At 67.3% G+C, this 20129-nt stretch carries 17 protein-coding genes and 2 riboswitches; of the genes, 10 read left to right on the top strand and 7 right to left on the bottom strand.

The features are described 5' to 3' along the window. Positions 1–278: 278 nt before the first annotated feature. From L5014_RS07935 to L5014_RS07925, 3 genes are read left to right on the top strand one after another with little or no spacing between them, the layout of a single operon-like run. Positions 279–494 carry a DUF3311 domain-containing protein gene (locus tag L5014_RS07935; protein WP_238463034.1) on the top strand — a complete coding sequence of 72 codons (216 nt, stop codon included), beginning with the start codon at positions 279–281 and terminating at the stop codon, positions 492–494. Then, the gene (locus L5014_RS07930; RefSeq protein WP_238463033.1) at positions 491–1966 is read left to right on the top strand and encodes a sodium:solute symporter family protein; all 1476 of its coding nucleotides are present in this window, start codon (positions 491–493) and stop codon (positions 1964–1966) included. Before L5014_RS07935 ends, L5014_RS07930 begins: the two co-directional genes overlap by 4 nt. Then, positions 1935–2144 (top strand): hypothetical protein, encoded by a 210-nt coding sequence (locus L5014_RS07925; protein ID WP_238463212.1) that lies wholly within the window; start codon positions 1935–1937, stop codon positions 2142–2144. Before L5014_RS07930 ends, L5014_RS07925 begins: the two co-directional genes overlap by 32 nt. Positions 2145–2665: 521 nt before the next feature. On the opposite strand, the gene cobM is transcribed toward L5014_RS07925, so the two are convergent. Genes cobM through cbiE form a run of 3 tightly spaced genes read right to left on the bottom strand, consistent with a single transcriptional unit; the run spans position 2666 to position 5402 of the window. Further along, on the bottom strand, positions 2666–3397 hold the full coding sequence (gene cobM / locus L5014_RS07920; RefSeq protein ID WP_238463032.1) for a precorrin-4 C(11)-methyltransferase: 732 nt from the start codon (positions 3395–3397) through the stop codon (positions 2666–2668). 23 nt (positions 3398–3420) lie between these two features. Then, the gene (locus tag L5014_RS07915; protein ID WP_238463031.1) at positions 3421–4182 is read right to left on the bottom strand and encodes a cobalt-precorrin-6A reductase; all 762 of its coding nucleotides are present in this window, start codon (positions 4180–4182) and stop codon (positions 3421–3423) included. Next, entirely contained in the window at positions 4179–5402 is a 1224-nt protein-coding gene (gene cbiE, locus L5014_RS07910) for a precorrin-6y C5,15-methyltransferase (decarboxylating) subunit CbiE (RefSeq protein ID WP_238463030.1), read from the bottom strand. Before cbiE ends, L5014_RS07915 begins: the two co-directional genes overlap by 4 nt. 85 nt (positions 5403–5487) lie before the next feature. Then, a riboswitch (cobalamin riboswitch) is annotated at positions 5488–5678 on the top strand. Between the two features lie 189 nt (positions 5679–5867). Between cbiE and cobG the strand changes: the two genes are divergently transcribed. The 5 genes from cobG to L5014_RS07885 all read left to right on the top strand — a co-directional run bounded on the left by cobG (position 5868) and on the right by L5014_RS07885 (position 11500). Next, positions 5868–7301, top strand: a complete 1434-nt coding sequence (cobG, locus tag L5014_RS07905; protein ID WP_238463029.1) for a precorrin-3B synthase — start codon at positions 5868–5870, stop codon at positions 7299–7301. Next, positions 7294–7920, top strand: coding sequence for a precorrin-8X methylmutase (locus L5014_RS07900; RefSeq protein ID WP_238463028.1), 627 nt, complete (start codon positions 7294–7296; stop codon positions 7918–7920). The genes cobG and L5014_RS07900 overlap by 8 nt, the downstream gene beginning before the upstream one ends. Continuing rightward, a complete protein-coding gene (locus L5014_RS07895) occupies positions 7921–8652 on the top strand; it encodes a precorrin-2 C(20)-methyltransferase (RefSeq protein WP_238463027.1) in 732 nt (243 codons plus the stop codon). Beyond that, positions 8640–10397: a precorrin-3B C(17)-methyltransferase gene (gene cobJ / locus L5014_RS07890; protein ID WP_238463026.1), complete on the top strand. Its 1758-nt coding sequence runs from the start codon at positions 8640–8642 to the stop codon at positions 10395–10397. Before L5014_RS07895 ends, cobJ begins: the two co-directional genes overlap by 13 nt. A gap of 164 nt (positions 10398–10561) precedes the next feature. Then, positions 10562–11500, top strand: a complete 939-nt coding sequence (locus tag L5014_RS07885; RefSeq protein ID WP_238463025.1) for a flagellar brake protein — start codon at positions 10562–10564, stop codon at positions 11498–11500. A 51-nt stretch (positions 11501–11551) separates the two neighbouring features. On the opposite strand, the gene L5014_RS07880 is transcribed toward L5014_RS07885, so the two are convergent. From L5014_RS07880 to cobW, 4 genes are all read right to left on the bottom strand, one after another. After that, positions 11552–12154, bottom strand: coding sequence for a vWA domain-containing protein (locus L5014_RS07880; protein ID WP_238463024.1), 603 nt, complete (start codon positions 12152–12154; stop codon positions 11552–11554). A gap of 71 nt (positions 12155–12225) precedes the next feature. Continuing rightward, a complete protein-coding gene (locus L5014_RS07875) occupies positions 12226–13287 on the bottom strand; it encodes a magnesium chelatase ATPase subunit I (protein WP_238463023.1) in 1062 nt (353 codons plus the stop codon). Positions 13288–13289: 2 nt separating this feature from the next. Next, positions 13290–17084 (bottom strand): cobaltochelatase subunit CobN, encoded by a 3795-nt coding sequence (cobN, locus tag L5014_RS07870; protein WP_238463022.1) that lies wholly within the window; start codon positions 17082–17084, stop codon positions 13290–13292. A 66-nt stretch (positions 17085–17150) separates the two neighbouring features. After that, positions 17151–18260, bottom strand: a complete 1110-nt coding sequence (cobW, locus tag L5014_RS07865) for a cobalamin biosynthesis protein CobW (RefSeq protein WP_238463021.1) — start codon at positions 18258–18260, stop codon at positions 17151–17153. 182 nt (positions 18261–18442) lie between these two features. Further along, a riboswitch (cobalamin riboswitch) is annotated at positions 18443–18714 on the bottom strand. A gap of 325 nt (positions 18715–19039) precedes the next feature. Between cobW and L5014_RS07860 the strand changes: the two genes are divergently transcribed. Beyond that, positions 19040–19516, top strand: coding sequence for a cobalamin biosynthesis protein (locus L5014_RS07860; protein WP_420800038.1), 477 nt, complete (start codon positions 19040–19042; stop codon positions 19514–19516). Positions 19517–19525: 9 nt separating this feature from the next. Further along, the gene (gene cobO / locus L5014_RS07855) at positions 19526–20128 is read left to right on the top strand and encodes a cob(I)yrinic acid a,c-diamide adenosyltransferase (protein ID WP_238463019.1); all 603 of its coding nucleotides are present in this window, start codon (positions 19526–19528) and stop codon (positions 20126–20128) included. The last annotated feature ends 1 nt before the right edge of the window (position 20129 follow it).

Here is a 20129-nt window from a genome sequence, read left to right as displayed (position 1 = left end):
GCCGCCGGGCAGCGTGAAGTGTAACCGGAGCCGTGCGCACCGTGCATGCTGCATGCCGGCGCCCATGCGCAAAATCCCCGCTTCATGACGCAGCGCACCATGCTGCATCTTCCACCACGGCAAGGCACGGGAACTGCATACGTCCCGCACAGACTGCCAAGGATTGCCCGGAATTGGTGCATCGGGATTTTTTCCAGCTTTACGGGGCGCATTCCCCGGCATAGAGTGATTCGACCGGACCCCGAAGCAACATTTGCCTTTTACCCAAAGGAGTTGCCATGTCATTGAGGTTGCTCGCTGCACTACCTTTCATCGGCATTCTGATAGGCGTGCCATTCGTCAACCGCACCGAGCCACTCGTGCTCGGCATGCCGCTCGTGCTGGCGTGGATCGTCTTGTGGGTCGTGCTCACCGCGGCCATCATGGGCATCGTCTACAAGCTCGATCCGGCCAACCGCACCGTGCAAGACCCACAAGGCGAGGTGCGATCATGAGCGCGCTCATCATCATTGCGGCGATCACTGTGATCGCGCTCTATCTGGGCATGCGTGCGCGCCATGGGCACGACATGAGTCTCGAGCAGTGGTCGGTGGGCGGACGCAGCTTCGGCACCGCGTTCGTGTTCCTGCTGATGGCGGGCGAGATCTACACCACCTTCACGTTTCTCGGCGGCAGCGGCTTTGCCTACGGCAAGGGCGCGCCCGTCTATTACATCCTGGCTTACGCGACGCTTGCGTACATTCTCTCGTACTGGATGCTGCCGCCCGTGTGGCGCTACGCGAAAGAGCACCGGCTGCTTTCACAGCCGCACTTTTTCGCACGCAAATACCAGAGCCCCGCGCTCGGCGTGCTGGTCGCATGTGTGGGCGTGGCCGCGCTCGTGCCCTATCTCGTGCTGCAATTGAAGGGTCTCGGCATCATCGTGTCGACGGCATCGTATGGCGCGATTCCGTCGACGGTGGCGATCTGGATCGGTGCGGTGGTGGTCACCACCTATGTGACCGTCTCGGGCGTGCGCGGCTGCGCGTGGAATTCGGTCGTCAAGGACACGATGATTCTCGCCATCGCCGTGTTCCTCGGCATCTATCTGCCGGTCCATTACTACGGCAGCCACGCCGAGATGTTCCGCGCCATCGACGCGGCGAAGCCCGGCTTCCTCAATTTCGCCGCGAAAGGCCAGGGCGTGACGTGGTTCCAGTCCACGACGCTGCTCGCCGCGCTCGGCTTCTTCATGTGGCCGCACACCTTCGGCTCGGTCTACACCGCGAAGGACGAACGCATCTTCCGCCGCAACGCCGCGATCCTGCCGCTCTATCAACTGATCCTGCTGTTCGTCTTCTTCTGCGGCTTCGCGGCGGTGCTCAAGGTGCCGGGCCTCAAGGGCACCGACATCGATCTCTCGCTGTTCCGCCTCTCGCTGCAGACCTTCGATCCGTGGTTCGTGGGCGTGATCGGCGCAGCCGGCGTGCTCACCGCGCTTGTGCCTGGCTCGATGATTCTCACCACTGCCTCGACGCTGCTGGCTAACGATATTTATCGCGGCGCGCTGATGAAAAACGCCGACGACGCGCGCGTCGCGCGGATTGCGCGCCTGTGCGTGCCGATCGTTGCGCTGGTTGCAGTGGGCTTCACGCTCAAGGGCGGCGAGACCATCGTGGCGCTGCTGCTGATGGGCTACAACTTCGTGACGCAGCTATTCCCCGCGCTGGTGTGCAGCCTCGCGACGCGCAATCGCGTGACGAAACAAGGCGCGTTTTGTGGGATTCTCGCAGGTGTGCTGGTGGTCGTGCTCACCACGCTGCTGCATGTGAGCGTCGCGCAGTTGATTCCCTTCGCGTCCGATTCGTTTAAGGACATCAATATCGGGTTTCTTGCGCTTGGGGTGAATATTATCGTGCTCGCGGCTGTGAGCATCGTCACGCAGCCGCATACGCATGCGGATCAAAAGCACGCTCGCGCGCACTGAGATCGATGGCTGGCTTGTATTGATGGTGGGCGGCGCGTTCTTTGCGCCGCTTTTTTTTTGCGGTTTTTATGCGGTTTTTATGCGGTTTTTCGCGTTTTCTTGTGTTCGTGTCGGTCTATTAGCGTTGCCCCTGTGCGGGGCGGCACCTACTTTTCTTTGCAGCGGCAAAGAAAAGTAGGCAAAAGAAAGCCGCTCAAACCGCTAGTGTTACGCAGTACACCACTCGCCAGTAATCGGAGCGGTTCCGGAGCGTCTGCCACCACGCGCCATACAACAGAGTGACTAAGGGCTCATTCCTCCGGCGGCGCTACGCGCCCCGTGGGGCATAATCCAAAACCAGAGGAATGCATACGAATCGATGCGGCGCATGCGTATTCAAGTACTTTGCAGTACGTGTGGTTTCCTATGCAAACCCGACCGCTGCGCGCGTAGCGAGCAGCGGGATGCATGACTCCTTTGTCACTCAGTTTCAAGGTGCGGGGTGACGGATGCCCCGGAACCACTTCCATCACAGGCAAGAGGTGTACTGCGTCACACTGGCGGTTTGAGCCGCTTTCTTTTGCCTACTTTTCTTTGCGGCTGCAAAGAAAAGTAGGTGCCGCCCCGCACAGGGGCAACGCTAATAGACCGACACGAAAACAAGAAAACGCGAAAAACAAGAACCCACACCAAAACCACAACTTAAAACCAACCAACCACCTACCGTTTCGACACACCATAAAGCGTCGACTCAGCAAACCCCTCGGCACTGAGCACGCGCCCCACGAGTATCAGCGCCGTGCGCTCGATATCGGTAGCCTGAACTTTCTCCACGATATCCGCGAGCGTGCCCGTCACGCGCTCCTCGTCGGGCCAGCTCGCACGATAGATCACCGCCACCGGGCAATCGTCGCCGTAATGCGGACGCAACTCCTCCGCGATGCGCGCGATGTGGCGCACGCCCAGGTGAATCGCCATGGTCGCGCGATGGCGCGCGAGGTCGCCTAGCGCTTCGCCTTCGGGCATCGACGTTTTCGTCGCGTAGCGCGTGAGAATCAGCGTCTGCGAAATGCCGGGCAGCGTAAGCTCGCTGCCAAGCGCCGCGGCGCAGGCGGCCGTCGCAGTCACGCCGGGCACGACTTCATAAGGAATCCCAAGCTCACGCAAGCGGCGAATCTGCTCGCCAATCGCCCCATAGAGCGACGGATCGCCCGAATGCACGCGCGCGACATCGTGGCCTTGAGCGTGCGCGTCTTCAAGCAGCGCGACGATTTCGTCGAGCGTGAGCGGCGCGGTATCCACGACCTTAACCGCGCGATGGCCTTCGAGCACGGCGGGCGGCACGAGCGAGCCCGCATAGAGAATCACAGGACAGGTGCGCACAAGGCGCTGCCCTTTCACGGTGATCAATTCGGGGTCGCCCGGCCCCGCGCCGATGAAGAAAACGGTCATGCGTTCAAACTCCGCTGAATTGGTCAGGTGTGCGCTGAAAACGTTGCGAGCGCAGCGATTGCGTCTTGCACCGAAACGAACTCGCGTTGTGCGGGCGGCAGCGCGGGCCGCCGCATCATCGCTACAGGCAGGCCCATTTCGCGCGCGACGGCGAGCTTCGCTTCGGTAGCACCGCCGCCGCTGTTCTTGCTCACGATGACGTCGAAGCAACCCGCCTCGAACAACGCGCGCTCCCCTTCGAGCGTGAACGGCCCACGCGCGTCGACCACCCGGGCGCGCGCGTGGCCCGCGTGTGCATCGAGGCAACGCACGGTCCAGTGCTGATGTGCGGGAACTGCGTCGAGATGGGCAAGCGGCTCGCGGCCGAGCGTGAAAAGCACGCGCGAAAACGGCGCGATGGCTTCGATCACGCCCGCCCAGCCGTCCACCATGCGCCAGTCGTCGCCGGGCTGCGGCTGCCACGGCGCACGGCGCAGCGCCCAATACTGCACTTGCGGCACTTGCGGCACTTGCGGCACTTGCGGCACGGCGCACGCGCGCGCCGCGTTCGCGCTGATCCGCGCCGCGTAGGGATGCGTGGCGTCGAACACCAGCCCGATGCGCTCATCGGCGAGATAGCGCGCGAGGCCTTCGGCGCCGCCGAAACCGCCCACGCGCACGGAACACGCCAGATCGCCAGGCACGCGGCCGAGGCCCGCGAGGCTGTAGACATGCTCGGGGCCGAGTGCGCGGGCCATACGCAAGGCGTCGCCGGTGCCGCCCAGCAGCAGGATGCGCGCGCTCATGGCTTCACGGCTTCGTAGAGTGTGACGGGCAGCGCCTGGCGCCACGTATCGAAGCGCCCGAGCGGCTCGGCCTCGCCGATGCCGATGCGTGTGAGCGTGCCGCCATGCTGCGCGCGCCATGCCACGAGCGCGGCCTCGCTCTGCACGGTCACGGCGTTCGCCACCAGCCGGCCGCCGGACTTCAAACGCGCCCAGCAGGTTTCGAGCACGCCCGGCACGGTCACGCCGCCGCCGATGAACACGGCGTCCGGCGCGGTAAGACCGGCAAGCGCGTCGGGCGCGCGGCCCGCCACGAGTTGCAGCGCGGGCACGCCCAGCGCGTTGCGATTATGTTCGATGAAGCGCTGACGCTCGCCATTCGATTCGATGGCAATCGCACGACATGCCGCGTGCGATCGCATCCATTCGATGCCGATCGAGCCGCTGCCCGCGCCCACGTCCCAGAGCAGCGCGCCGGGCGTGGGCGCGAGTCGCGCGAGCGTGAGCGCGCGCACGTCGCGTTTGGTGAGTTGGCCGTCGTGCAGATAAGCGTCGTCGGGCAAGCCTGGCGTGAGCGTCCATGCGCGCGGCGATATGTCGTCACCGGCTTCGCATTCGAACGCGACGAGGTTGAGCGCCGCGACTTCATCGGCATGCCACGCATCGGCGCGACCTTTCACGTGCCTTTCGAGCGGGCCACCCAGGTGCTCGAACACCGTGAGCCGCGTCGCGCCATAGCCTTGCGCCGCGAGCAATGCGGCGAGCGACGCGGGCGTGCGCCCATCGGCGCTTAACGCCAGCACGCGCGAGCCTGCGTAGAGATGACGCCTGAGCCCATCGAGCGGCCTGCCCACGAGCGAGACCGCAGCCGCGTCCTGAAGCGCCCAGCCGAGGCGCGCCGCCGCGAGCGAAAGCGATGACGGCGCAGGCAGCACGTCCATCTCGCCCGGCGCCACATGACGCGCGAGCGTCGCGCCCACGCCGTAAAACATGGGGTCGCCGCTCGCGAGCACGCACACGCGCTCGTGCGTTTCGCGCAATGCGAGCAGCGGCTCCACGCTGAACGGCTGCGGCCAGGGCTCGCGGCGCGCTTGCACGCGCGCGGGCAGCATCGCCAGATGGCGCGCGCCGCCCGTCACCGCCGCAGCCGCAAAAAGCGCGCGCCGCGCCTCGCGCCCGAGCCCCGCATATCCATCGTCGCCGATGCCGATCACTGTCAACCATGCCCGCCTGCCCTGCATCCGTGCTCCGTTTCGCGCTTTGCGTCGTGTCCGTGTGTGTGAAGCGCGGGCCGCACTGATTCGCGGAAACGCGCTGAAAAACGGGCATAATACCGCTTCCGCCGGCGCCTGAAGCGTGAAAACCCGAAGGCATAAAAGGGAACACAGCAAAGCTGTGGCCGCCCCCGCGACTGTGAGCAGCGAGACCGCATCCACCCGAGCCACTGGTTTTACCGGGAAGGCCGATGCGGTTGGCGACCTGCAAGCCAGGAGACCTGCCGGCCGAATGTTGGTTCGCGTGCGCCCAAAGCCGGGCGGGGTGTATCGGCTTCGACCGCAGCGCGCGGACACTTTCGTTGTAGCTTTCGTAGCTTTGGTACTTTCGCGCTTTCGCATCGCGCCCCCGCAATCGCACCCTTGCACCTTCGCAGCGTGCTCGCGGCGGCCCGCCATGCGAAGCGCGCGAGGCATACACGGTGTTGTCCCTTGAATCACGACTCGAAGCCCGCTTTATCTCCTGCCGCGCTGGCGTCGGCGCGCCGTTCGGCGTGCCCGGGACTCGTGCGCGTGGTCGCGGCGCGCGACGGCGGGCTGTGCCGCATCCGCCTCGTGGGCGGCGTGCTCACGGCCGCGCAGGCGCACGCAATCGCTCAAGCCGCGCTCGCGCATGCGAGCGGCACGCTCGAATTGACCAATCGCGCAAACGTGCAGGTGCGCGGCGTGCGCGCGGGCAGCGAAGCGGCGCTCACCGAGGCGCTGGTGGCGGCGGGCCTGGGTCCGGAGCCAGCGGCGTGCGGGCATGAACACAGCGGTCTCCACGCCGCCGACGAATTGCGCAATCTGATGATGAGTCCGCTCGCAGGCCTCGATCCCGATGCGCTCATCGACACCATTCCGTTCGCTGCACCCATCGTCGCGATGCTGCAAAGCGAGCCGCGTTTCGCGGCGCTCTCGCCCAAGTTCGCGCTGCTGCTCGACGGCGGCGAGCGTCTCGCGGCGCTCGATCATCCGCACGACATCTGGCTCGCGGCGGCGCACGGAGGAAACAGCGGCGGCGATGCGCGCTTCGTATTCGGCCTGGCGGGCTGCCCCGGCGACGGTGCGCTCGGCGCGGTCGCGTCCACGCAGGCGCCGGCGCTCATTCGCGCGATGCTGCATGCGTTCCTCGATCTCGCGCAACCCGGGCAGACGCGCATGCGCGAAGTGCTCGCGGCGCACGATGCCGATGCCGTGCTCCAGCGCGCCCGCCATCACGCGGATGTGTTTACCGACACGAGCCACGCAGACGATAAAGCCGCCTTGCACGCATGGCGGCGCGCGAGCGTCGATCTCTCGCTGCGCCTCGGTGCATATGCCCTGAACGCGCGCGACAACATTCATGCAAGCCACCTGGACGACGCGGGCTACGTGGGCTGCCAGCCGCCGCTCGCGCGGCTGGATTCCGCCACGCTGCACGCCCTCGCCGCCCTCGCCGAACAACACGGCGATGCGACGCTGCGCATTACGCCCTGGCAAGGCGCAATCTTGCCGAATGTGGCCCATCGCGCCATGCCTGAGGTGCTCGAACGTCTGCGCGCGCTCGGCCTCGTTTGCGACAGCGCCGATCCGCTCGCGCGCACGATCGCCTGCACGGGCTCGGCGGGCTGCGCGAAGAGCCGCGCCGATACCAAGGCCGACGCGCTGCGCATTGCCGCGCAATTGCCGCCCGATGTGCAGGTGCACTTGAGCGGCTGCGAGCGTTCGTGCGCGGCCGCGCATCAAGCCCCGTTCACGCTGCTTGCTACGGAACCTGGCCACTATGATCTTTACGAGCGCGACATGGGAACAACGCCCTTCGGCCACCTGATCGCGCACGACCTGACGATCGAAGCCGCTGCGCGCGCCCTCGCGCAACGCCCCCGGAGCACCACCGATGTCTGACTACCAGCGCGACGGCCAGGCGATCTATCGCGAGTCGTTCGCGACGATCCGCGCCGAAGCCGATCTCTCGCACATTCCCGCCGACCTCGAAAAGCTCGCTGTGCGCGTGATCCACGCCTGCGGCATGGTCGACGTGGCCGCCGATCTGGCGTTCTCGCCCGGCGCAGGCCGCGCAGGCCGCACGGCGCTCGCAAACGGCGCGCCCATTCTCTGCGACGCGAAAATGGTCGCTTTCGGCATCACGCGCGCGCGCCTGCCTGCGAACAACGCGGTGATCTGCACGCTCGACGATCCCGCCGTGCCCGGCCTCGCGCGCGAGTTCGGCAACACGCGCTCGGCCGCCGCGCTCGAACTGTGGCGCGAACATCTCGACGGCAGCGTGGTCGCCATCGGCAACGCGCCCACCGCGCTCTTTCACCTGCTCGACATGATCGCTGCCGGCGCGCCGCGCCCCGCGCTGATCCTCGGCATGCCCGTGGGGTTCGTCGGCGCCGCCGAGTCGAAAGCCCTGCTCGCCACCGCCGCGCACGGCATACCGTTCGTGGCCGTGCACGGGCGGCGCGGCGGCAGCGCCATGGCCGCCGCCGCCGTCAACGCACTTGCTTCGGAGATCGAATAAATGTCCATCAAAGGCCGTCTGCACGGCATCGGCGTGGGTCCCGGCGACCCCGAGCTGCTCACGCTCAAGGCGCTGCGGCTGCTGAAGGCCGCGCCCGTGGTTGCGTACTTCGTCGCCAAGGGCAAGAAAGGCAACGCGTTCGGCATCGTGGAAGATCACCTCGAAGCGCAACAGGAGCGCCTGCCGCTCGTCTATCCGGTAACAACCGAAGCGCTCGAGCCGCCGCTCTCGTATGAGGCGATCATCGCCGACTTCTACGACGGCGCCGCGCAAGCCGTCGCCGGCCATCTCGACGCGGGCCGCGACGTGGCCGTGATCTGCGAGGGCGACCCGTTCTTCTACGGCTCGTACATGTACCTGCACGACCGACTGGCCGCGCGCTACGAAGCGCAAGTGGTGCCGGGCGTGTGCTCGATGCTCGGCGGCGCGGCGGTGCTGGGCGTGCCGCTCGTCTATCGCAACCAGAGCCTCGCGGTGCTCTCGGGCGTGCTGCCCGAGGACGAGTTGCGCCGCCGTCTCGTCGACGCGGATGCCGCCGTCATCATGAAACTGGGCCGCAACTTCGAGAAGGTGCGCCGCGTGCTCGCGGAGCTTGGCCTCGCTGAGCGCGCGCTTTATGTTGAGCGCGCAACCATGTCGAACCAGCGCATCGTCCCGCTCGACGACGTCGACCCGATGGCCTCGCCGTATTTCTCGCTGCTCGTGGTGCCGGGGGAAAAATGGCAAGCCTGATGCCGCCCGCCATCGTCGTGCTCGGCCCCGGCGCGCTCGCAACCGCGCAGCGCGTGAAGGCGCGCTACGCGGGTGCGCAGATCCACGCTTTGCAGGAACGCGCGCAAGGCGATGTCGCGTTCAGCGGACTCAGCGATCATTTGCGCGAGCTTTATCGGCGCGGCACGCCCATCGTCGCGCTGTGCGCGGCGGGCATCGTGATCCGCTGCCTCGCGCCGCTGCTTGCGAGCAAAGGCGTGGAGCCGCCCGTGCTCGCGCTCGCGGAAGACGGCAGCGCCGTCGTGCCGCTGCTCGGCGGCCTGACTGGCGTGAATGTGATGGCGCGCGAGATCGGCGCGGCGCTGGAGACCGCGCCCGCGATCACCACGAGCGGCGAGTTGCGCTTCGGCACCTGCCTGCTCAATCCGCCCGATGGCTACGCGCTTTCGAGCCTCGCGCAGGGCAAGCGCTTCGTCTCCGATCTGCTCGCGGGCGAGGCCACGCGCATCGACGGCGCGGCGCCCTGGCTCGATACCGTGAACCTGCCGCGCGACCCGGCGGCGCGCCATGCGATCCGCGTGAGCCCGCATGCATGGGACGGCAATCCCGAGCATCTGGTGATTCATCCGCGCAGCGTGGTGGCGGCGGCAAGCGTCGCGCATGCGCTGCTCGCCGAGCACGTGCGCGAGGCACTGAGCGCGAACGGGATCGCGCACGAAGCGCTCGCGGCGCTCGTCGCGCCCGCCGCGCGCATGGGCGATGCCGCTTTCGAGCAGGCGGCATCTGCATTGGATGTGCCGTTGCGTTTTGCAGAGGCAATCGATGCTGCGTGCCGCACCGAGGCCACTGAGGCCGCCGAAGCCACCCACACCCTGCTCGATGCGCTTTCACTACCTGCATCGGCACAGCGCCTCGCCGCCGGGCACGGCATCGCGCTCTCCGTGGCACATGAGCCCATCGACGTACACACGCTCGGCGCGGCGCGCGGCAAGCTCACGGTGCTGGGCCTCGGACCGGGCCGCGCCGACCTGCTCACGCCCATGGCGCGCGCCGCGCTCGACGAGGCCACCGATATCGTCGGCTATTCAACCTATGTGGAGATGGCGGGACCGCTGCGCCCGGGGCAGGTGCGCCACGCCACCGACAACCGCGAAGAGCTTCAGCGCGCCCGCCATGCATTCGAACTCGCGAGCGCGGGGCGGCGCGTGGCCGTGGTGTCGTCGGGCGACCCCGGCGTGTTCGCGATGGCCGCCGCCGTGCTCGAAGCGCTCGAAGCATCGCATGAGCCGCACTGGCACCGCGTGGAACTCGCGATCGTGCCCGGCGTCTCGGCGGCGCTCGCCACGGCGGCGCGGGCTGGCGCCCCGCTCGGCCACGACTTCTGCATGCTCTCGCTCTCGGACAACCTCAAGCCGTGGAGCGTGATCGAAAAACGCCTGCGCCACGCCGCGCTCGCCGATCTGGTGATGGCGTTCTACAACCCGATTTCGCGCGCGCGGCCCTGGCAACTCGACCGTGCACTGGAAGTCGTGCGCGAAGTGCGCGCGCCCGGCACCCGCGTCGTGCTCGGACGCGACGTGGGACGCCCGGGGGAAACGCTCAGAGCGACCACGCTCGGCGCGCTGAAGTCGTCGGAGGTGGACATGCGCACGATGGTCATCGTCGGGTCGTCGGCCACGCGTGGCTTCTCGCGCGGCGGCAGCGAAGACGGCGAGTGGATCTACACGCCGCGCTGGTATGCGGATGGCGGTGACGCGCGAGGTTGAGCCCGAGGTTGAGCCCGAGGTTGAGCCCGAGGTTGAGCCCGAGGTTGAGCCCGAGGTTGAGCCCGAGGTTGAGCCCGAGGTTGGCGCTTCATCCTCATTCAACTTTCTCCGGTGCGCGCCGTTAACGCAGTGATCTTGTCCCGTCACCCCTGTCGAGCGCGCCGATGAACGACATTCTCGCTGCGGCCTCCCACGCCGCCTCCGACTCCCTACCCGGCGCCGCGTTGCTCACGCCCGCGGATATTCCGCTCGGCCAGCCGCTCGCATGGCCCCTCGTGGACCATGACGGCACGCTGCTGCTCGAACGCGGCGCAACGCTCGTGGGCGAGGTGGAGCGCGACTTCCTGTTCCGGCACTTCGCACCGCAGCGCGGCGACCGCGCAACGCCCGAGGATTCAGCCGCGCACGAAAAACCGCAGGAGCAAGAAGCCGCGCCAGGCGTGCGCGACCTGCACCTCTCCATCGGCGCGCTGATGGGTCTGCGTCCGCAACAAGGCGCGAGCGGCGCGCCAATGCATCCGTGCAAGCTGATCGGCATCGCGCCGAACGAATCGATCTTCGCGACGCTGCCCTATGTGGATGGCCGCCCAATCGAAATCACGCCCGGCGAAAACGTGGAGGTCGTGGCGATCGCGAGCCAGGCCGTCTATCGCTTCGTCTGCACGCTTCACGCGATGCATCAGACGCCGTCCGGCTATCTCGTGCTCTCGAAGCCCGCCAATATCCGCATGCTGCGCGAGCGCAATTCGATCCGCGTGCGCGCAACGTTTCCGGTGCGCTTCGGCATCGGCGCTGGAGGCTATCAGGGCGTCGCGCTCGCGCGCGGGATCAGCGCGCTGGGGCTCTCGCTCATGGCGCCATGGGCGCTCGGCAAAGTGGGCGAGCGGCTGCGCATCGCCTTCAGCCTGCGCTCAGGCAATCTCGACACGCCCATCGAAACGAGCGCGGTCATTCGCAATGTGCAGCACGAAGACGTCACGCAGACGCAATGCACGCTCGGCCTCGAACTGGACCGCCTCACGAGCGCCGAGCAGATGGCGATGAAAGTCTACGTGTTCGACCGCCACGACGACGTGATCTACTGGAGCAACAGCGCCCGCTGAGGCTGGCATCGCGACGGGCGCGGCACGGGCGTGCCACAGACGCTCAGGCGCTCAAACGAGCAACGCCTCGGCCTCGACACATTCGCCCTGCCACGCCTGCGCGAGCGCGCGGCAGCGCCCCACGCGCACGGCTGCGGTTTCGCAGTCGATCACGGTCACGCGGTCCGCATGGCATGGGCGCGCCGGCCATTGCGTCGTGCGGCCATCGCTGAAGAGCCAGAGATGACGCTCGCGCGCCGGGTCGCGGCGCGCCGCGCTTTCGAGCAGTTGCGCTGCACGGCTCATGCCGGCTTCGAGCGGCGTGCCGCCCCCGCCGCCGATCGGCTCGAGCCAGCGCTCATTCCACCAGCGCGGCACCGCAGGCCCAAATCGCAATTCGGCGCGCGCGCCACCGAAGCAGACTAGCGCCACTTCCACGCGCTCGCTGCGCGCCCGGTCGAACAGCGCGATCAACAGCCCCTTCGCCAACGCAAGCTGCCCATGCGCGAGCATCGAGGCCGAGCAATCGAGCACGAAGCAATGCAGCGCTCCGGTGCCGGTTTCATGCTTCCTGTAGCGCAAATGCTCCGCGCGCAGTGCTGCGCCGCGCTTCGCGGCGAGCGTAGGCAGCCAGGCGATGCGCGCGCCCGGCGCCGCATCGCGAATGACGCGCACGAATGCGCGCCCTGGACCTTCACGCCGCCGGGCGCCGCCCTGTGCCTGAGCGGCGGTCCTTGCCCGGCGGGTCAGCGTTTTTTTGCGGGCAGCGGAATCACGCCTTTCACGTGCCGCGCGGCAACCGGCTCGGCGGGCAGTTCGCCCCAATCCGGATTTGCTTCGGACTGCAATTGTTCCGCCGATGCCCGGTTCGATGCGGGCCCCGGTTCGGGCGGTTCGGGCGGCGCGCCGCGCTCGCTACGTCCACCACTCATGGGCGGTTGATCCGGCATCACGCGCCGCCGATGCGCCAGCACCGCCTCGGCGACCTGGTCGACGTGATCGGGCGCCACCTGCGTCGCGCCTTCGAACGCGGCCAGCGCGCGCGCTGCGCGCAGCATCACCAGATCGGCGCGCATGCCGTCGACGGCAGCCTCCACGCACCATTGGGCCGCGCGTTCGTGCACCGCGTCGCTCCACTCCAGCCCGTCGAGCGCGCCTCGTGCGGCGGCAATGCGCTGCGCCAGCTCGCGCTGTGCCGCCTCGTGGGCCGCGCAAAACGCCAGCGGGTCCGCATCGAACGCGAGCCGCGCCTTCACGATGCGCTGGCGTTCATCCAGGTCGAAGCTATTGCTCAACTCGACCATCAAGCCGAAGCGGTCCAGCAACTGCGGGCGCAGCTCGCCCTCTTCGGGATTCATCGTCCCCACCAGCACGAAGCGCGCCGCGTGCGTATGCGAAACGCCATCGCGCTCGACCGTATTGACGCCGCTCGCCGCCGCGTCGAGCAGTACATCGACGAGCGCATCGGACAGCAGATTCACTTCGTCCACGTAGAGCACGCCACCGTGCGCGCGCGCAAGCAGGCCCGGCGAGAAGCGCACGGCACTTTCGCGCAATGCCGCTTCAAGGTCGAGCGAGCCGATCAGTTTCTCCTCGCTCGCGCCAAGCGGCAGCGTGACGAATGCGCCGTGGGGCAGCAGCGCGGCGAGTGCGCGCGCCGCCGTCGATTTCGCCGTGCCGCGCGGGCCGCTCACGAGCACGCCGCCGAGCGCCGGATCGATGGCCGCGAGCAAAAGCGCGCGCTGCAACGGCGCCTGGCCGACCAGCGCCGTAAAGGGAAATGCGGCACGCATGCGCGCTTCGCTCATGTTCAGGATTCCTCCATGTGCCGCTCGGCTTCGAGCAGATGGTGTTCGAGTTGCGCGCGATGCTCGCCGGGCTGTTGCCACAGGCCGCGCTGCATCGCTTCGACCAGCCGTTCGCAGATCGCATGCAAGGCGTGCGGGTTGTGGCGCTGCAAGAAGGCGCGCGTGTCGTCGTCGTGCACGTAGGCGGTCGCGACCAGCGCGTACTGGTGATCTCCTACTACGCGCGCCGTCGCGTCATAGCCGAACAAATAATCGACAGTGGCCGCCATCTCCGCCGCGCCCTTGTAGCCGTGGCGCTTCACGCCTTCGATCCACTTCGGATTCACCACGCGCGAGCGGACCACGCGCGCGATCTCCTCATGCAGCGGCCGGATGCGCGGCGCGGCGGGATTGCTGTGATCGGCGTGATAGAGGCTCGGCTGGGCCTGCGAGAAGTGCCGTGCCGCTGCCGCCATGCCGCCCTGGAACTGGTAGTAATCGTTCGAGTCGAGCAGATCGTGCTCGCGGTTGTCCTGGTTCTGGAGCACGACATCGAGCGTGGCAAGGCGCGTGCGGAAGACATCGCGGGCCTCGTCGCCGGCACTCTTCTGTGTATAGGCATAGCCGCCCCAAGCCTGGTACGCGTGCGCGAGATCTTCATCGGTCTGCCATTGCCGATGATCGATCATCGATTGCAGGCCCGCGCCATACGCGCCCGGGCGCGCGCTGAAGACGCGCCAGCCCGCGCGGCGGCGCGCTTCGTCCGCGTCCATGCCTTGAGCGACGAGCGTGTCACGTTCGCGCAAGATACGCGCGCGCAGCGGATTCAGATGCTCGGGCTCGTCGAGTTCGGCCACGGCCTGCACGGCGGCATCGAACAGATGCATCACGTTGGGAAACGCGTCGCGAAAGAAGCCCGAAACACGCAAGGTGACATCGATGCGCGGACGGTCGAGCGCTTCCACCGGCATGATCTCGAAGTCGATCACGCGCTGGCTGCCCGCCGCCCATTTCGGGCGCGCGCCGATCAGCGCGAGCGCCTGGGCAATGTCGTCCCCGCCGGTGCGCATGGTCGCCGTGCCCCACACCGATAGCCCCACCGCGCGCGGATAGTCGCCGTGCTCCTGGAGATGCCGCTCGATGAGTTGCTGCGCCGACTTCATGCCGAGCGACCACGCCGCCTGCGTGGGCACGGCGCGCGTGTCCACCGAATAGAAGTTGCGCCCCGTGGGCAGCACGTCGGGACGGCCGCGCGAAGGCGCACCGCTCGGGCCGGGCGGCACGAAGCGGCCTTCGAGACCACGGCGCAGCTGGCGCAATTCCTCGGGGCCGCAGGCGTCGAGGCGCGGCAGCACGTCGTCGCGCAGGCGCGCGATGACGCGCGCCGCGTGCGGCAGCGCTGGCGTGGCTTCGTCGAGTTCGGCGCACTCGCTTGCGCAAACATGCGCAAGCAGCGCCAATGCCAGCGCTTCGAGCCGCTCGCGCGTGTCGCCGGCATGGCGCCACGGCGCGTCGCTTACCGCCGCGAGTCGCTCGGGACGCGGTCCGGTCCACGGCGCAGCCCAGTCGACGTTCGCGGGATCGAGCAGATGATCGATGCCGAAATCTCGCGCGAGCGCATCGATCAGCCCCGCGTTTGCGCCCTGCCCGTCGCCGCACGGATAGCGGCCCAGCGCGAGCAGCGTATCGCGCCGCTGCGCACCTTGCGGCGAAACACCGAAGGTGTGCAGGCCATCGCGAATCTGCGCTTCTTTCAACTCGCACAGATACGCATCGGCGCGCGTCAGCAACTCGTCCTCGCCCTGCTGATCCTGCGGCGCCGCAACGCTCAGTTCCTCATGCAAGCGATGCTCGATGATCGTCGCGAGAATGGTCTTGCGCAGCAACTTCGCGCGGCGCGGATCGACCATCAATGCTTCGTAATACTCATCGACCTGGCGTTCGAGGTCTTGTAGCGGCCCGTAGTTTTCCGCGCGCGTGAGCGGCGGCATCAGGTGATCGACGATCACAGCCTGCGCGCGCCGCTTGGCCTGACTGCCCTCGCCTGGATCGTTGACGATGAACGGATACAGATGCGGCAGCGGCCCGAGCACCATGTCGGGCCAGCAGGTATCGGCCAGCGCTACGCTCTTGCCCGGCAGCCATTCGAGATTGCCGTGCTTGCCGACGTGCGCGATCGCATCGATGCCGAAGGTATCGCGCAGCCAGAAATAGAACGCGAGATACGCGTGCGGCGGCACCAGATCGGCGTCGTGATAATTGGCGTAGCTGTCGTCGCCGCGCGAGCGCGAAGGCTGGATGCCGACGAACACCTGGCCGCAGCGCCAGCCCGCGATCATGAAACGGCCCCGGCGCACCGTGGGGTCCTGCTCGGGCGCGCCCCAGCGCGCGATGAGCGCGTTCTGCGCTTCCACCGGCAATTGCGAAAAGCGCTTGCGGTAAGCATCGAGCGCGAGACTCTGCCACGCGGGACGCAGCGCGCGCGTGCCGGAGTCGTTGGTCACGCCCTGCGTGAGCGTGCGCATGAGCGCCTCGCCGTCCTCGGGCAAATCGGCGACGCCATAGCCTTCGTCGCGCAGCATGCGCAAGATGCCCACGACCGATGCCGGCGTATCGAGCCCCACACCGTTGCCGATGCGCCCTTCGCTCATCGGGTAGTTCGCGAGCACGAGGGCGAGTTTCTTTTGCGCGTTCGGCACCTGGCGCAGCCTGCACCAGCGCCGCGCGAGTTCCGCGACGAACGCCACGCGCTCCGCATCGGGCTGATAGCGCACCACATCGACTTGCGTCGTCTTGCAGTGATACGCGAGCCCCTTGAAGCTGATCGCGCGCGTGATCACGCGGCCATCGACTTCGGGCAGCGCGATATGCATCGCGATGTCGCGCGAATTGAGGCCGTGATTGTCCGCGATCCAGGCGGCGCGATTGCTGCCGCTCAGGATCACCTGGAGCACGGGCGCGTCGCCGGCTAGTGCGAGCGGTTCGGGGTCGTCGAGCGACGAGGCCGCAAACGCCGTGGTGTTGAGCACGAGCGAGACATCGTGCTCCGCCGCGAGGCGCTCCAGCACGTCGCGGCTCAGCGTGTCCTTGAGCGACGTGATGGCGAGCGGCAGCGGATTCATGCCGCGTTCGGCCAGCGCGTCGATGAGCGCATCGAATGCTGCCGTATTGGCGGCCTGCAAATGCGCCTTGTAGAAGAGGATCGCCACCACGGGCGCGCCCGGCTGCCAGCGCGCGCGCCAGTCGTCGATGGTCGCGATATCGCGCTGCGGGTGATACAGCGCGGCGGCGGGCAGCGCCACGGGCGGCGCGGGCTCGCTGCCCCACTTGAACGCATGCCACGCGAGCGCGCGCAAAAAACCCTCGGCATTGGCCGCGCCGCCTTCGCGCAGATAGCGCCACAGCAGACGGCAGAACTCGGGCTGCGCGCGGCTCTTCGCGATCAGGTTCGGGTCTTCCTGCAAGTCGCCCGAGAACATCGCGAGCAGTTGCCCGCGCTTTTCCGCGAGCGCGACGACTTGCTCGATGCCGTAAGGCCAGTACGTCTCGCCGCCCAGATGATCGACCACGACCGCGCGCGCGTGCTGCAAGACATCGTCGACATAGAAGTCCACCGAGGCGGGCTGGCGCAGATACGTGACGTTCGCGAGCCGCACGCTCGGGAAACCTTCGGGCAGGCGCGACACGACGCTCGCGAGCAAGGCGAGCGTCGTGTCGGCGGAACTGAGCACGACGATCTCGGCGGGCTGCTGGTCGATGCGGACGACGCCCTGCGTGTCGTCGACGAAGCCGCCCGGCGTGGTGCGCAGCAAATGCATGGCGTTCTCGCGTGCTTCAGTGAATCAGTGAATCAATGGGCCTACAGGAATGCGGCAGATGCACGCTCATTGCGCCGGCGCGGTTTGCAGCGCAGCGAGCGCGGCTTCGAACGCACGTTGCAGCACCGCTGCATCGAGGTCCTCGCCAATCAGCACGAAGCGGCTCGCCATCGTGCCGTCCTGTTGCGCCGCGCTTTCCTGCGCGTTCCAGCGACGGTCGAAATAGCTGTCGAAGCGGCGGCCCACGCCTTGAATCACGAGACGCATCGGTGCGCCCGGCAACGCGGCGAAGCCCTTCACGCGATAAATCGTGTGCGCGTCCACGAGTTTTTGCAGCGCCTCGATCGCGGCTTCGCGCGAGCTTGCGTGCCCCTGCACCACGACCGAATCGAAGTCGTCGTGATGGTGATCGGGATCGTCGGCGGAACCGTGATGATCGTGCCGCAGATGAATGCTCTCCTCCGCAGCCGCTTCGAGCCCGAGCAGCGTGTGCAGATCGAGCTGGCCGTGCTGCGCGCACACGATCTTCACTTGCGGCGGCAGTTCCCCGCGCAGGTTCTCGATGAGCGCGTCCTGCGCGGCGGCGTCGATGAGGTCGGTCTTGTTGAGGATGACGAGATCGGCTGCCGAAAGCTGATCTTCGAACAACTCGTGCAGCGGCGATTCGTGATCGAGATTCGGATCGGCCTTGCGCTGAGCGTCCACGGCCTGCGGGTTTTCCGCGAACTGGCCGCTCGCGGCGGCGGGGCCATCGACCACGGTCACGACCGCATCGACGGTGAACGCGTTGCGAATCGACGGCCAGTTGAAAGCCTGCACGAGCGGCTTGGGCAGCGCGAGGCCCGAGGTCTCGATGAGCACGTGATCGATCTCGCCGCGCCGCTCGAGCAATTGCTCCATCACCGGGAAAAACTCTTCCTGCACGGTGCAGCACAAGCAGCCGTTGGCCAATTCGTAGAGCGCGCCCGCTTTCTCGTTGCCGCTCTCGTCGCAGCCAATGCCGCAACCGCGCAGGATCTCGCCGTCGATACCCAGTTCGCCGAACTCGTTGACGATCACGGCCACGCGCAAGCCGCCCGCGTGCTGGAGGATGTGGCGCAGCAGCGTGGTCTTGCCGCTGCCGAGAAAGCCCGTGACGATGGTGACGGGAATCTTGCGCATGTGCTGCGTTTGCATGAAGTTTTTCCTTCGGCTCGTGGGCCGCAGGTGGGATGCGCCGCGCGGGGCTCGCGCGCACGTCTTTGCGCTGCGCCGTCAAACGCAGCAAGGCTTGCACAACGGTGAAACGCAAAGACGCGCCACGGGCAAAGCCCCGCTGACGCATGAAAATCATGGACCCGGCGCCGCAAACCCGCAGCGCGCGTCCCTCGTATCTGGCCGGTATCCGGACTGACGAAGCGCCGCCTCGCCTTCCCGCGCAGCGGACCTTGCGGCCCGCTCGCGCAGTGGCATCACGCATGCCATGCATGCTTCGAAGCGGCTTGCATCGACCTTGCAGCCGATGCGCTCGTTGTACCGTTGCGGGTGCAGTTCAGGTTGGCCAAGCCCCTTGGTGGGATGGCTCCCTGATTCCCGTTTAACTGCGTGCAGAACGTAAGCGCACGCGAGCACCAGAGTGCGTGCGAGTGTAGGCGCGGGCCGCGCGCGCGTCAACAACGCGTGCACAACGAGTAAGCAACGGAGTAAGCAGCGGAATAGGCAATGCGTGCGCGGCATGAGCCGCACGGCGGCCCGCGCGCAGGCCGGCCGCGCGCACTCCGGCTTTACCCCTGGCGCGGCGCGGCGCATGCGCGAAGGCCCGAATGCGTGTGCTATCGTATTCGCGCGTCCGGGCCGCATCGCACGCACTGCATCGCACTCCATCAGCCAAAGCCGCGCAATGCGTCCTGCGCGCGGCGCATGCCGCGCCCTCGAACGCGCGCTTTCACGTGAACCGCTCCCAGCCCATCGACACCTTGCCAGCAGCCCCCACATCAGCGCACAATGCGGCGCCGCTCGCGCTGGGCCTCGGCTGCCGCAGCGGCGTGACGCTCGCGCAGGTAGAGGCGGCCGTGCACGCGGCGCTAGGCGATTGGCCGCTCGCACGCGTGAAGACCGTGGCCACGCTCGACGCGAAAGCCGCCGAGCCCGCACTGCTCGCGTTCTGCGCCGCGCACGCGTTGCCACTGCAAGCCTTCGCGCGCGAACGTTTGAGGGCCACGGGCGTGCAGTCCGCGCCAAGCAGCGCAGCGCATGCGCGCTTCGGCGTGGAAGGCGTCTGCGAGCCGTGCGCGCGGCTCGCAGCGGAAGGCGGCCCGCTCGTGCGCGGCAAGCTCGCGCTGGACGGGGTGACCGTCGCGCTCGCGGCTTGCGCCCAAGCCGCACTGCCGGACACCGCAGCAGACACACCCGCCGCAATGAAAACCACAACGCAAGCTGCCAAACAGGACTGACCCGCGACGATGAAAACCGATCCCGAATCCCACCAACGCATGACCCAGCGCCGCCGCGAAGGCCACGAAAAGAAGCAGGCTTCGGCGACGCACGAGAAGGGCCTCCTCATCGTCAACACCGGCAACGGCAAGGGCAAGAGCACGGCCGCATTCGGCATGGCGGTGCGCGTGCTGGGCCACGGCATGAAGCTTGGCGTCGTGCAGTTCATCAAGGGCGCGCTGCATACGTCCGAGCGCGATTTTCTCGGCAGCGTCGCGCACTGCGACTTCGTCACGATGGGCGACGGCTACACCTGGAACACGCAGAACCGCGACGCCGATATCGCCACGGCGCGCAAGGGCTGGGACGCCGCGAAGCACATGATCGAGAGCGGCGAGTACGGCATGGTGATCCTCGACGAACTCAACACGGTGCTCAAGTACGAGTATTTGCCGCTCGACGAAGTGCTCGGCGTGCTCACCGCGCGCGGGCCCGCGCAGCACGTCGTGGTCACGGGCCGTCACGCGCCCGATGCGCTGATCGAAGCCGCCGACCTCGTCACCGAAATGCGGCTCGTGAAGCATCCGTATCGCGAGCAAGGCGTAAAAGCGCAAAAGGGCGTGGAGTTCTGAC

The sequence above is a fragment of the Paraburkholderia tagetis genome (assembly GCF_022213065.1).
Lineage (GTDB): Bacteria > Pseudomonadota > Gammaproteobacteria > Burkholderiales > Burkholderiaceae > Paraburkholderia > Paraburkholderia tagetis.
This window is presented reverse-complemented; position numbering and strand designations above follow the sequence as displayed.